Annotated in this window: 12 protein-coding genes; 3 read left to right on the forward strand and 9 right to left on the reverse strand. The window is 59.5% G+C overall.

Annotated features, from left to right (window positions below):
• Positions 1 to 239: 239 nt before the first annotated feature.
• Positions 240 to 1,976 carry a methyl-accepting chemotaxis protein gene (locus GSF67_RS12295; protein ID WP_006310761.1) on the forward strand — a complete coding sequence of 579 codons (1,737 nt, stop codon included), beginning with the start codon at positions 240 to 242 and terminating at the stop codon, positions 1,974 to 1,976.
• 30 nt (positions 1,977 to 2,006) lie between these two features.
• Here the strand turns inward: GSF67_RS12295 and fdhD are convergent, their stop codons facing one another.
• From fdhD to GSF67_RS12335, 8 genes are all read right to left on the reverse strand, one after another.
• Positions 2,007 to 2,822: a formate dehydrogenase accessory sulfurtransferase FdhD gene (fdhD, locus tag GSF67_RS12300; RefSeq protein WP_083815712.1), complete on the reverse strand. Its 816-nt coding sequence runs from the start codon at positions 2,820 to 2,822 to the stop codon at positions 2,007 to 2,009.
• A gap of 270 nt (positions 2,823 to 3,092) precedes the next feature.
• Complete coding sequence (locus tag GSF67_RS12305) at positions 3,093 to 3,503, reverse strand: F0F1 ATP synthase subunit epsilon (RefSeq protein WP_006310765.1); 411 nt, start codon at positions 3,501 to 3,503, stop codon at positions 3,093 to 3,095.
• Between the two features lie 131 nt (positions 3,504 to 3,634).
• Positions 3,635 to 5,089, reverse strand: a complete 1,455-nt coding sequence (atpD, locus tag GSF67_RS12310) for a F0F1 ATP synthase subunit beta (RefSeq protein ID WP_006310767.1) — start codon at positions 5,087 to 5,089, stop codon at positions 3,635 to 3,637.
• Between the two features lie 23 nt (positions 5,090 to 5,112).
• Positions 5,113 to 5,991 (reverse strand): F0F1 ATP synthase subunit gamma, encoded by an 879-nt coding sequence (locus GSF67_RS12315; protein WP_006310772.1) that lies wholly within the window; start codon positions 5,989 to 5,991, stop codon positions 5,113 to 5,115.
• A 31-nt stretch (positions 5,992 to 6,022) separates the two neighbouring features.
• Entirely contained in the window at positions 6,023 to 7,552 is a 1,530-nt protein-coding gene (atpA, locus tag GSF67_RS12320; protein WP_006310773.1) for a F0F1 ATP synthase subunit alpha, read from the reverse strand.
• Positions 7,552 to 8,118: a F0F1 ATP synthase subunit delta gene (locus GSF67_RS12325; protein WP_176072026.1), complete on the reverse strand. Its 567-nt coding sequence runs from the start codon at positions 8,116 to 8,118 to the stop codon at positions 7,552 to 7,554. Before GSF67_RS12325 ends, atpA begins: the two co-directional genes overlap by 1 nt.
• A gap of 261 nt (positions 8,119 to 8,379) precedes the next feature.
• A complete protein-coding gene (locus tag GSF67_RS12330; RefSeq protein WP_006310775.1) occupies positions 8,380 to 8,766 on the reverse strand; it encodes a phage infection protein in 387 nt (128 codons plus the stop codon).
• 80 nt (positions 8,767 to 8,846) lie between these two features.
• Complete coding sequence (locus tag GSF67_RS12335; protein ID WP_035214705.1) at positions 8,847 to 11,063, reverse strand: primosomal protein N'; 2,217 nt, start codon at positions 11,061 to 11,063, stop codon at positions 8,847 to 8,849.
• A gap of 121 nt (positions 11,064 to 11,184) precedes the next feature.
• Here GSF67_RS12335 and GSF67_RS12340 point away from each other — a divergent pair, with 121 nt between their 5' ends.
• Positions 11,185 to 12,132 (forward strand): tyrosine recombinase XerC, encoded by a 948-nt coding sequence (locus tag GSF67_RS12340; protein WP_006310777.1) that lies wholly within the window; start codon positions 11,185 to 11,187, stop codon positions 12,130 to 12,132.
• 80 nt (positions 12,133 to 12,212) lie between these two features.
• Positions 12,213 to 13,310: a TraB/GumN family protein gene (locus GSF67_RS12345; RefSeq protein WP_006310778.1), complete on the forward strand. Its 1,098-nt coding sequence runs from the start codon at positions 12,213 to 12,215 to the stop codon at positions 13,308 to 13,310.
• Here the strand turns inward: GSF67_RS12345 and GSF67_RS12350 are convergent.
• Complete coding sequence (locus GSF67_RS12350) at positions 13,288 to 13,782, reverse strand: DUF2867 domain-containing protein (RefSeq protein WP_035214725.1); 495 nt, start codon at positions 13,780 to 13,782, stop codon at positions 13,288 to 13,290. The two genes, GSF67_RS12345 and GSF67_RS12350, sit on opposite strands and share 23 nt — an antisense overlap.
• Positions 13,783 to 13,803 lie beyond the last annotated feature (21 nt).

A 13,803-nucleotide genomic window follows, 5' to 3' on the forward strand; every position in this document is an offset into this window, starting at 1 on the left:
ATCTAATATTAAAAGCCAACTAACAGTAACCTCACCCGCGTCATATCTCACCAGGGTCCGATAGCTGACGAAGGCCGTAAAGTCGCAAGTGCCTGCATTGCTGCCCATGGCGGCAAAACCTGTTCGTTGTTCAACATGATACGGCGCGGGCCACACCTTGGGTGCGGCGAGCCGCCCCGTGGACCGATATTTGGGGGACGTTAATGCTGGGGTTAGGGAAAAGCGCAGATAACCGAAATATGCTCGATGCGATATCCAGATCGCAGGCGGTCATAGAATTCGATCTCAAGGGTAATATTCTCACCGCAAACCGCAATTTCTGCATGGCGCTGGGTTACGATCTCGCAGAAATCGTCGGCAAGCACCATCGCATCTTCTGCGACCGGGAGATTGCTGCATCGCACGCCTATCAGGAGTTCTGGGAATCTCTTGCACGAGGCGAGTTTCAGGCGAAAGAGTATCGCCGCATCCGCAAGGATGGATCAGCCGTCTGGATCGAAGCATCCTACAACCCTGTCTTCCGTTCGGGCAAACCCTACAAGGTCGTCAAGATCGCGACCGACATCACCGCCAAGAGGATCAAGGCCGTCGAAGATGCAGGTAAGCTGGAGGCGTTATCCCGCTCTCAGGCCACCATCGAGTTTTTCCCTGACGGTACGATCATCACCGCCAATCCGAACTTCTGCACAACGGTGAACTACGACCTGAAGGAAATCGAGGGCAAACACCATCGCATGTTCTGCGATCCGGCCTATACCGCATCCGCGGCTTACGCCAATTTCTGGCAACGGCTGGCATCGGGAGAGTTCATTTCGGACGAATTTGTCCGCTATGGAAAGAACGGCAAGGAAATATGGATCCAGGCCGCCTACAACCCGGTCCTGGATGAGGCGGGAAAAGTCGTGAAAGTGGTGAAATTCGCCACCGACGTGACCCCGCGCATGAGCGCCATCACCGTGCTTGCCGATGCCTTGCAGGCGCTGGCCGCGGGCGACCTCGTGCAGCGCCTCGACACCAGCTTCGTGCCCAGCATGGAGAAGCTGCGTGCGGACTTTAATGAGGTCGTCGGCAAGCTGCAGGCCACCATGCAGACGATCTCCCACAATGCCTCGACAATCGCCTCCGGCTCTGGCGAAATCCGCATAGCCGCCGATCAACTTTCGCAACGCACCGAACAGCAGGCGGCCTCGCTGGAAGAAACTGCGGCAGCGCTGGAGGAAATCACCACCACCGTGACCGATGCCAGCCAGCGTGCCGGCGAAGCGGGCAAGCTGGTGCTGCGGACGAGAGAACATGCCGAACATTCCGGCGACGTCGTTCAGCAGGCAATTTCCGCCATGGACGCGATTTCGCGTTCCTCCGGCGAAATCACCAACATCATCGGCGTGATCGACGACATTGCCTTCCAGACCAATCTTCTAGCGCTGAATGCAGGCGTCGAAGCCGCCCGCGCCGGGGAGGCCGGTAAGGGATTCGCCGTTGTGGCGCAGGAAGTGCGCGAGCTGGCGCAACGCTCCGCCGTCGCGGCCAAGGAGATCAAATCGCTCATCAACACCTCCCGCGAACAGGTCGCCAATGGCGTCGATCTCGTCGGCAGAACTGGCGAGGCCTTGCGGGACATTCAGTCGCAGATGGGCGAAATCGACATAAATGTCTCGGCAATCGTCGAGGCATCGCGCGAACAGGCAAACGGGCTGAGGGAAATCAACCAGGCCGTCAACGTCATGGATCAGGCGACCCAGAAAAACGCCGCCATGGTGGAAGAAACCACTGCCGCCAGCCACGGTCTCGCCAGTGAGGCTGACAACCTCTATGAATTGCTGCGACAGTTCAGAATATCCGGCGACGGACAGATATCATCTGCCCAGCCCATCGACAAAAAACGCGCCAGCATAACCCGGCTGCCGACACCTCAGCCGCGATATGCCACGGCAGGGGCACATGGCAATGCAGCAGCCGAATGGGCGGAATTCTAAACCCACCTATGTCGAAGCCAACCGCCGAGGCTACAGAATAACACGGTCTGCACGGGTGAAGATTTCGAAGTCTTCACCCCGGACCAACGCAACAAGCGTGATGCCCGCTCTGTCGGCAGTCTCGATGGCGAGCGCCGTGGGGGCGGAGATCGCCGCCAGAACCGGACAGCCGAGGATCGCCGTCTTCTGTACCATCTCAACCGACAGGCGGCTGGTAACCGCCACAATACCCGTCTCCGCGGAAATGCCCGCATTCACCACCGCACCGGCCAATTTATCGAGCGCATTGTGGCGGCCGACATCTTCGCGTGCCGCCAAAAGCCCCTCACGCGGATTATAAAACCCGGCACCATGAACAGCCCTTGTTTCGCGATTGAGGGTTTGTGCCTCGTTCAGGGCCTTCACAGCCGCAACGATGTCATTGCCGTGAACAGACGATTTCACGCCGCTCAAATTCGGCACGACACGAACCGCCTGCTCTATCGATTCAATGCCACAGAGACCGCAGCCAACCGGGCCTGCCATATGCCGTCGTCTTGCCCGCAGCGCATCGGCCTCGGCATCTGTCAGATCCACCTGGACATCGTAACCCTGCCCCGCCTCGACCACTTCAATGGCCTGGATTTCGGAAAGCATCGATATGATGCCCTCGGTGAGGCTGAAGCCGACGGCAAAATCGATGAGATCGGCAGGGCTTGCCATCATCACGGCATGGGTGCTGCCACCGTAAGAAAAGGCAACCGGCACCTCTTCCGGCACGGCACGCTCACCTGTGGCAGGCGTGCCCTCTCGCAAAGCGGTTCTGGCAACCCTTCGATAACTTGCTTCTACCGACACGACGATCATTCCTCCATGACGGAAAACACACCACCACATCGATCTATGACCGGTAAAGCGGTATTCCTCTTCGTCTTCACATCTAGCCCATCACCTGAAAAATCGGAATCGATTTCGGTAGACGCGAGCCAATGCCGCGTGACGTGCCTTGGGCGACAACCCGCCATATCCCAAGCGGAAGAAGCAGGAGACAGCTGAAAACAAAAAAGCGACCGAAACGGCCGCTTTCTGTTTTAAATATTTTGTGGGCAGTCATTCTTTCGAACCCGCCCGGTGCTTTCAAGCAGCGACGAGAACCTCATGCAGGTTCGTCAGCTCATAGAGGTGCTTTTCAAGCTTGGTAAGATGCTCGTGGTGATGATTGCCTTCCTGGATTTCGGCCTTGGCCGCATCGATGCGCTTCTGCAGCGTATCAGGAGACATATCGTCAGCCGAAACAGCGGATTCGGCGAGAAGCGTGCAGCCGGTCGGAAGAATATCGGCAAAACCGCCGAACACGACGTATTTGTGCGTTTCGCCAGAGGCGAACTTCACCGTCACCAGACCCGGCTTGATCGTGGTCATCGTCGGCGCATGATTGGCCAGAACGGTCATTTCACCCAGCGTAGCCGGGATGACGACTTCCGTAACCGTTTCGGAAACGAGCAGACGCTCCGGGGAAACGAGATCGAATTTGAAACTGTCAGCCATGGCTATTCACTTCTTTTCAATTACGCGGGCGTCACGGACTTGTCTTTTAACAACGCAGGCGAAAGCCATTTCGGTTTCGCTGTCATTGGTCGGAAGGCGCGCGGTAAAACCACGCGCCCACCAATTTATAATCAGGCGGCTTCAGCAGTCAGCTTCTTTGCCTTTTCGATGGCTTCTTCCATCGAACCGACCATGTAGAAAGCTGCTTCCGGCAGGCTGTCATATTCGCCGTTGACCAGGCCCTTGAAGCCCTTGATCGTGTCTTCGAGCGCGACGAGCTTACCCGGAGAACCGGTGAAGACTTCAGCAACGAAGAACGGCTGCGACAGGAAGCGCTCGATCTTGCGGGCGCGGGCAACCGTCAGCTTGTCTTCTTCCGACAGTTCGTCCATGCCGAGGATGGCGATGATGTCCTGGAGAGACTTGTAGCGCTGCAGGGTCGACTGAACCTTACGGGCAACTTCGTAGTGCTCCTCGCCGACGATCATCGGGTCGAGCATGCGCGAGGTGGAGTCGAGCGGGTCAACAGCCGGGTAAATACCCTTTTCAGCGATCGAACGCGACAGAACCGTCGTTGCGTCAAGATGCGCGAACGAGGTTGCCGGCGCCGGGTCGGTCAAGTCGTCGGCGGGAACGTAAATTGCCTGAACCGAGGTGATGGAACCCTTGTTCGTGGTGGTGATGCGTTCCTGCATCTGGCCCATGTCGGTTGCCAGCGTCGGCTGGTAACCCACGGCCGAAGGAATACGGCCGAGCAGAGCCGACACTTCAGAACCAGCCTGCGTGAAGCGGAAGATGTTGTCCACGAAGAAGAGAACGTCCTGGCCTTCATCACGGAAGTTTTCAGCGATCGTCAGACCGGTCAGAGCGACGCGAGCGCGGGCGCCCGGCGGTTCGTTCATCTGGCCGTACACGAGCGCAGCCTTGGAGCCTTCGCCGCCACCGAGCTTGTTGACGTTCGACTCGATCATTTCGTGATAAAGGTCGTTGCCTTCGCGGGTACGCTCACCCACGCCGGCGAATACCGAGTAACCACCATGCGCCTTGGCGACGTTGTTGATCAGTTCCATGATGAGAACCGTCTTGCCCACGCCGGCGCCGCCGAAGAGGCCGATCTTGCCGCCCTTGGCGTAAGGAGCGAGAAGGTCGACGACCTTGATGCCGGTGACGAGGATCTGGCCTTCCGTCGACTGCTCGACGTAAGACGGTGCGTCCTGGTGGATGGCGCGCTTCTTGGCCGTTACGATCGGACCGGCTTCGTCAACCGGCTCGCCGATGACGTTCATGATGCGGCCGAGCGTTTCCAGACCAACAGGAACCTCGATCGGTGCGCCCGTGTCAGCAACGGACTGACCGCGAACCAGACCTTCGGTCGAGTCCATGGCGATCGTGCGCACGACGTTTTCGCCGAGATGCTGCGCGACTTCCAGAACGAGGCGGTTGCCATTGTTCTGTGTTTCGAGCGCGTTCAGGATCGGAGGCAGTTCGCCTTCGAACGCCACGTCGACAACAGCGCCGATAACCTGGGTAACCTTGCCCGCGCCGTTCACCGCTGCGGTTTTCTTGGGGGTAGCTGCCTTAGCCATTATCCTTACCCTCTTTCCTTACCTCAGAGCGCTTCCGCGCCCGAAATGATTTCAATGAGTTCCTTGGTGATCTGAGCCTGACGCTGACGGTTATAGGAAAGCGTCAGCTTGTTGATCATCTCACCGGCATTGCGCGTTGCATTGTCCATCGCGCTCATCTTGGCGCCCATTTCACCGGCAACGTTTTCGAGCAGAGCCCGGAAAACCTGAACCGAAATGTTGCGCGGAATAAGGTCTTCCAGAATAGAAGCCGCATCCGGCTCATATTCGTAGACGGCGGTCTGCGTCGTCTCAGCCGCTTCCACAACAGGCGTTGCGGCCGGAATGAGCTGCAGGCCGGTCGGGATCTGGCTGATGACGGACTTGAATTCCGAGTAGATCAGCGTGCAGACGTCGAATTCACCCGCGTTGAAGAGCGAGATCACCTTCTTGGCGATCTGGTCGGCGTTTTCAAAGCCGACCTTCTTCACGTCACGCAGTTCGATACGCTCGATGATGAGCGATGCAAATTCGCGGCGAAGGCTGTCGTAACCCTTCTTGCCGACCGTGATGATCTTGACCGTCTTGCCTTCGGAAATCAGCTTGCGGGCTTGATCGCGGGCAAAACGGGCGATTTGCGAGTTGAAACCGCCGCAAAGACCACGTTCAGCCGTGCAGACGACGAGCAGATGCACGTCGTCCTTGCCGGTGCCGGTCATCAGCGCCGGAGCAACGTCCGCCTCGACCGCCGTGGCGATGTTGGCAAGAACGGCGCTCATGCGCTGAGAATAAGGCCGGGCGGCCTCCGCAGCTTCCTGGGCGCGCCGAAGCTTCGCCGCGGCGACCATTTTCATCGCCTTGGTAATCTTCTGCGTCGCCTTCACGGAGGCAATGCGGTTTTTCAGATCCTTTAGTGAAGGCATCCGTTATCCGTCCGAGTAAAAGAGCCCTGATTTAAGAGAAAGACTTGGCGAAGTTATCAAGAGCGCCCTTGAGCTTGCCCTTGGTATCATCGCTGATAGCCTTTTCCGTGCGGATGGTGTCGAGGATCGCCTTACCTTCCGAGCGGAGGTAGGAGAGGAAACCCTGCTCGAACTTGCCGACCTGTGCGACCGGAATCTTGTCAAGGTAACCGTTGACACCAGCGAAGATCACCGCAACCTGCTCTTCCGTCTTGAGCGGAGAGAACTGCGGCTGCTTCAGAAGCTCTGTCAGGCGGGCACCGCGGTTAAGCAGGCGCTGCGTGGAAGCGTCAAGGTCCGAACCGAACTGAGCAAATGCAGCCATTTCGCGATACTGGGCGAGTTCACCCTTGATCGAACCGGCAACCTGCTTCATCGCCTTGATCTGAGCGGCGGAACCAACACGCGAAACCGACAGACCGACGTTAACAGCCGGACGGATACCCTGATAGAACAGGTCGGTTTCGAGGAAGATCTGGCCGTCGGTGATCGAGATCACGTTGGTCGGAATGAAGGCCGAAACGTCGTTACCCTGGGTTTCGATAACAGGCAGTGCCGTCAACGAACCAGCGCCCATTTCGTCGGAGAGCTTTGCAGCGCGCTCGAGAAGACGGGAGTGAAGGTAGAAAACGTCGCCCGGATAAGCTTCGCGGCCCGGAGGACGACGCAGCAGAAGCGACATCTGACGATAGGCAACGGCCTGCTTGGAAAGGTCGTCGTAACCGATGAGAGCGTGCTTGCCGTTGTCACGGAAATATTCGCCCATGGCGCAACCGGCAAACGGAGCGAGGTACTGCATCGGAGCCGGATCGGAAGCCGTTGCGGCAACGATGATCGAGTACTGCAGCGCACCGCGTTCTTCCAGAACCTTTACGAACTGGGCAACGGTCGAACGCTTCTGACCGATAGCGACGTAGACGCAATAAAGCTTGTCGCCGTCAGGACCATTGTCGTGAATGGCCTTCTGGTTCAGGATCGTGTCGAGAATGATGGCGGTCTTGCCGGTCTGGCGGTCGCCGATGACGAGCTCGCGCTGGCCGCGGCCAACCGGGATGAGCGCGTCGATGGCCTTGAGGCCGGTCGACATCGGCTCATGGACCGACTTACGCGGAATGATGCCGGGAGCCTTGACGTCAACGCGCGAACGCTTGGCGGCATTGATCGGGCCCTTGCCGTCGATCGGGTTGCCGAGCGCGTCGACGACGCGGCCAAGCAGTTCCGGACCGACGGGAACGTCAACGATAGCGCCAGTCCGCTTGACGGTGTCGCCTTCCTTGATGGAACGGTCCGAGCCGAAGATAACCACACCGACGTTGTCGGCTTCGAGGTTGAGCGCCATGCCGCGAATGCCGCCGGGAAACTCGACCATTTCGCCGGCCTGAACATTGTCGAGGCCATAAACGCGGGCGATACCGTCACCGACGGAAAGCACCTGACCGACTTCCGAGACTTCCGCCTCGTTGCCGAAATTTTTGATTTGATCTTTCAGAATTGCGGAAATTTCCGCGGCGCGGATATCCATCAGCCAACCTCTTTCAGTGCAAGCTTAAGGGTGGAAAGTTTGGTGCGAAGAGACGTATCGATCTGGCGCGAACCGACCTTGACGATCAGGCCACCGAGGATCGAAGGATCGACGGTAACGGAAATCGTCACATCCTTGCCGGTAACGCTCTTCAGCGCCGCTTTCAGTTCAGTTTCCTGCGCCTCGTCGAGCGCATGTGCCGAGGTGACCTCGGCGGTGATTTCGCCGCGGTGGGCGGAGGCAATGGTGCGGTAGGCGCGGATCATGCCGGGAACGGCAAAGAGACGGCGGTTATTCGCAACAACCTTAAGGAAATTAACAGCGAGACCAGCGATGCCGGCCTTTTCGCAAATCGCGGTGATTGCCTTGAATTGATCCTCGGCGGAAAACACCGGGCTCGCAACCAGACGCTTCAAATCGTCGCTTTCGTCGAGAAGTGCGCCGAACTTGTCCAGTTCGACCTGAACCGCTTCGACCGTACCCGCTTCCAAAGCAAGCTCGAAAAGCGACGACGCATACCTTTCCGCTACACCGGATGTTCCCTGGGAGGTCTCTGCCACGGGCACTTTTTCCCTGCTAATCGTCCAAGACCATCAGCGATGGGGCTCCACCGCATCAAATTCTTGAAATCGTTTCAATTTCCCCGAAAAAGACCGGAATTCCCCCCTGCCTTTTCCCAATTTCGCGGTCCGTCTAGCATAGGACGCCGGGACTCGCAACACGCGTAATAGCGGAAAGCGCCGTTTGGGCAAGGGGGAATGCGTTTAAATTTTCCGATTTCGCTCAGGATGCGGCGTATCTGCGGCACAAATGCCTAAAAGCCCGCTTCAGACCAGCCCGAAGACGTAGCTCAACGCGAGTGCGGACAGCAGAAAGTGCACAACCAGAAGTAAGAAATTCCGCATGGTTGCGCCACCATCCGACAGCATGGAGAGAATGCCGCCGAAGACGCTGAGGCCGAATGCCGCACCAAAGGCGAGATAGACCATGGGCTGGGCGAGAAGGAGCGCGGCAGCACCGAGACCGAGATAAAAGCCGGCAAGCGACGAGCGCGCGAGCGCGTAACCATCCCTGCGCTCGCCGGCCGGCTGCAGACCGAAGGCGCGAAGCGTCAACCCCGGCGCAAACATGAAAAACAGGCCGATGATGGCTGATACCACCGCCGCGCCGAAGGCCAGTTGCTCGCCGAACTCGGCCGGAAAATAAAACTCCATCTCGTTCCCCAAATCATTGTGTTGTTCGCTCGCGTTATGACACGGTCACGACAGCGGGAAAACGCCCTCTTTGGCAAAGTTCAAAGGAAACTTTGCGGATCGATATCGAGCTGCACATGCACGCTGCCACGCTCCTTCGGGCCACTGGCAAGAAGCGTGCGAAGAAAAGACTGCATGTCGGAATTGCGCCGCCCGTGCACCAGCAGACGAAAACGGTGACGGCCACGGATCAGTGCCAACGGCGCTTCCGCCGGGCCGAGAAGCATGATGCCGGTGACCTGCGGAGCCGCGGCCCGCAATCCACGCGCATGGGTTTCCGCCTCCGCGCGCGTATCGGCGGAGACGATAATCGAAGCGAGACGGCCGAATGGCGGCAGAACGGCCTTTTCCCGCTCGACGATCTCCCTTTCATAAAAGGCCGAGGCGTCACCGGAGACGATCGCCTGCATCACCGGGTGCTGCGGCTGGTAGGTCTGCAGCAGGCCATGGCTCTTCAACCCCGTTCGTCCGGCACGGCCGGTCACCTGCGAAAGCAACTGGAACGTCCGCTCCGCCGCGCGCGGATCGCCATTGGCAAGGCCGAGATCGGCATCGACGATGCCGACGAGCGTCATCAGCGGGAAATTATGTCCCTTGGCGACGAGCTGCGTGCCGATGACGATATCCGCCTCTCCCTTGACGATTGCCTCAAGCTCCAGACGCAGTCGCTTGACGCCCATGAGATCGGAAGACAGCACGATGGTGCGGGCCTCGGGGAAATGTTTCTCAACCTCCTCGGCGATCCGCTCCACCCCCGGCCCGCAGGCCACCAAGTGATCGAAGGTGCCGCATTCCGGGCAATGGTCGGGCGTCGGCTCGTTGTGTCCGCACTGGTGGCACTGCAATTGATTGCGGAAGCGGTGCTCCACCAGCCAGCTGGAACATTGCGGGCACTGGAAACGGTGACCGCAAACCCGGCAGAGCGTCAGCGGCGCATAACCGCGACGATTGAGAAAGAGCAGGGACTGCTCGCCCTTTTCGATGGTCTTGCCGATGCCGCGCAGCAGGACGGGCGAGAGAAACCCTCCCCTTTCTGGCGGATGGCGGCGCATATCGACGAGATGCAGGTCCGGCATCGCCGCATCGCCAAAGCGGGTATGCAGGTGGATGGTGTTGTAACGCCCCGAACTGCCATTGACCTGGCTTTCCACCGACGGCGTGGCCGAAACCAGCACGACAGGGAATTCGGCGATACGCGCCCTCACCACAGCCATGTCACGGGCATTATAAAAGACGCGGTCTTCCTGCTTGTAGGCCGGGTCGTGCTCTTCATCGACGATGATAAGGCCGAGATTGTCGAACGGCAGAAAAAGTGCCGAGCGCGCGCCGGCCACCACCTTCACCTCGCCCGTCACCGCCTGCCGCCAGACCTTTTCCCGCATGCGCGGCGACAGATCCGAATGCCATTCCGCCGGTTTCGCACCGAAGCGATCCTGAAAACGCTCAAGAAACGCCGCCGTCAGAGCGATTTCCGGCAGCAAGATAAGGACCTGCTTGCCTTGTCGTAAAGTTTCCGCCACCGCTTCGAAATAAACCTCGGTCTTGCCCGAGCCCGTTACGCCGTCGATCAGGGAGACATGAAAGCCACCCCTGCGCACATCTTCAAGTATCTCCGAGGCAGCCTGTTTCTGCGGGCCTTCCAGACGTGGCTCGACATAATCAGGGTCGGGCTCGGCCACGACAGGTGGCGCGGGCAGAAAGACCGTCTCGAACACGCCCTGCTTGACGAGACCGTCGATGACGCTGGTCGAGACGCCGGCCGCATGGGCAAGTCCGCTCTTCGTCCAGCCTTGGCCTTCGGCCGCCAGCTCCATTACCCGCTCGCGGGCGGGAGTCAGGCGCTCCGGCCTGCCTTCGGTCAGCCGCAGCCCCTCGATCATCGGTTCGGGATCGAAGGCGGCAGGCGCACGCAGCGCCATGCGCGCCACGAGGCCGGGCGGAGACAGCGTATAGGCAGCGACCCAGTCCACGAAGCGGCGCATCTCCACCTTCAGCGGTGGGCACTCGAAACTCTTGGTGATGGGCCGCAGCTTCTTCGGATCGACGCTCTTTTCTCCGGCCTCGTCCCACACCACGCCAAAGACCTGTCGTGGCCCAAGCGGCACCTGAACGATGGAGCCGGTCTCCACCAACATATCCTCAGGCACGGCATAGCTGTAAGGCCCGGGCGCCGGCATGGGCACGAGAACGGGCACCGTACGCGTGGGCGACGGCGGGTCGAACAGAGCCCCAAACAGATCGGACGAATCTTTTGCCATGATGTGGCGACCATGCCCCGGAGACAGGAAAAAGGAAACCGCCCGGGTGTAGTGGGCGCGCCCGGCAAAGTCCACCTCTTAACCAAATACTGACCATAAGAGCATAGTTTCGGGGGATGGAATGGAGTACCGCGTGACCGAAATCCTGACATTTGCCGAACCCGATCTCCTGAACGAGCGCCAGTCCTGGCTCGCCACCCTTGCCGGCGAGCGCCGCCTTGCCGACAACACCGTCGAGGCCTATGAGCGCGACACGCGCCAGTTTCTGACATTCCTCACCGGCTATATCGGCAGGCCCGCGGCCATAAGAGATATAGCCGATCTGCGCCCTGTCGATCTTCGCGCCTTTCTGGCCAACCGGCGCAAGGAAGGCGCTGGCGCGCGTTCGCTCGGCCGGCATCTGGCAGGACTGCGCTCGCTTCTTCATCATCTGCAGAAGAAAGGCCTCGTCAACGCAGCGGGTGCGACCGCCATGCGTGCGCCAAAACAGCCGAAATCCCTGCCGAAACCGCTCACCGACCGGCAGGCGCTGAAAATCACCACGGCCGAGGCACAGTTGAATGAAGAACCCTGGATCGCCGCCCGCAATGCCGCGGTCCTTTCGCTGCTTTATGGCTGCGGGCTGCGCATTTCCGAGGCATTGGGTCTTACGCCAGCCGATTTTCCACCCGGCACCCGCAGCCTGCGCATCACCGGCAAAGGCAACAAGACGCGGATCGTGCCGCTGCTTGCGGTAGTGACGGAAGCGGTCGATACCTACAGGAAGCTATGTCCCTATGCTCTGGCCGCGGACGAACCGATGTTCCTCGGCGCACGAGGCGGCAAGCTTCAGCCCGCGATCATCCAGCGGGAAATGCAGAAGCTGCGCGGCGCTTTCGGCCTGCCGGAAAACGCCACCCCGCATGCGCTGCGCCATTCCTTCGCCACCCATCTTCTGGCCGGCGGCGGGGACCTGCGCACCATTCAGGAACTGCTTGGCCATGCGAGCCTCTCCACAACACAGGTCTATACCGGCGTCGATACCGCACGACTGCTGGAAATCTACGACAACGCCCACCCACGTGCCTGAAGCAGGAATTGGTTAACCGTAAACATTAACCAGACGTCCAAACCGCCGTTCTATAAACGAACAAGAACCGGATTGGACCGATGCACAGCCTGATAAAACCCGAAAATCTCACCGCCACCCTGATGGGTAAGACCGGCAACGCCCTGCTCTGGCTGCTGGCGGCCCTGCATGTCACCGCCGTCGCCATCCTGCTCATGACCCTGCTGTCACTCAGTGAAGCGGGGGCTGCGGAGCAGAAGATCACCTGCACGGGCAGCGACATTCTCGTGGAGATGCGCAAGACCGATCCGCAAGCTTTCGCAAAGATCGAACAGGAAGCGGCCGCCATTCCGAACGGTAAGGGCAATTTCTGGCGCATCGAAAAGGCAGGCACGGCCCCGTCCTATCTTCTCGGTACCATGCATGTCACCGATCCGCGCGTTCTGGAAATGCCGACCGCCGCCAGCCCCGCTTTCGAAAAGGCCGCGACTGTCATCGTGGAGTCGGACGAAATCGTCGACGACAAGAAGGTCGCGGCATCGCTGCTGAGCAAACCAGAACTCACCATGTTTCTCGATGGCAAATCGATCACCGACATCCTGTCGCCCGAAAATGTCGCCCGCCTGGAAAAGGGTCTTGGGGAACGCGGCATTCCGCTGAATGCGGTTTCGCGCATGAAGCCCTGGATGCTGTCGAGCTTCGTCGCCCTTCCCGCCTGCGAATTCGCCCGCAAGGCAACCGGTCTCTCCTTTCTCGACAAGAAGCTGGCCGAAGACGCGATTGCGGATGGAAAGCGGCTTGTCGGGCTGGAGACCATGGTGGAGCAGCTGACGGCCATGTCCGAACTGCCGATGGAATTCCATCTACAGGCGCTGATCGAAACGCTGGAACTCGGCGACCGCATGGACGACGTGATGACGACCATGACCGATCTCTATGTCGCCGGCGATATCGGCATGACCATGCCCATGCTGAAAAGCATCGACCCAAAAAAGACAGCGGCAGAAAGCGAACAGGGCTACGCCGCCTTCGAACAACGCATCATCACCGACCGCAATCACGTCATGGCCGACAGGGCCACCCCCGAGCTTGCCAAGGGCAATGTCTTCATGGCCGTCGGCGCACTGCATCTGCCGGGTGAGGAAGGTCTTGTCGAACTGCTGCGTGCAGAGGGCCTCACCCTGACGCGGGTCGACTGAACCACGCAGTCTCGGTGCTGACAGGCCGGACATCGGTGCAGAACGGCCGCATGGTCGCCGGCACGATACGGCGGTGAAACGGTCCGACGGCAAAAAGATAGAGCCGCCCGAACAGGTTCTTGCGCCGCACGAGGGTGGTGACACTCACCAGCTGGCGGCATTCCTGTTCTTCCAGGTCAACGACGATCCGGAAATCGAGATGGCGGTCATCGAAGCCCAGCACGGTCTGCTCCCGGCTGGAGGACAGGACCGGAAATCCGCCCGCCGAAGCGCCAGCTACCAACTCGACTGTTTTTAACCCAAAAAGCGAAACGACGCGGTTTCGAAGTGCCATCAGCCCGCTAATCCATGCCGGAGGATGATCGAAAAGGAGCCTGCTCACGTCGAGCGAGGTCATTCCCGGCGTCATCATCTCACCCTGAAAGCGATCGCACCAGTCGGCGCCCGGCAATATGTCTTCGTTGTTTCGCATCTCTGTACCCCAGCCGCCCGG

The sequence above is a fragment of the Agrobacterium sp. CGMCC 11546 genome (assembly GCF_013365515.1).
In the GTDB taxonomy this organism is placed as follows: Bacteria; Pseudomonadota; Alphaproteobacteria; order Rhizobiales; family Rhizobiaceae; genus Agrobacterium; species Agrobacterium fabrum.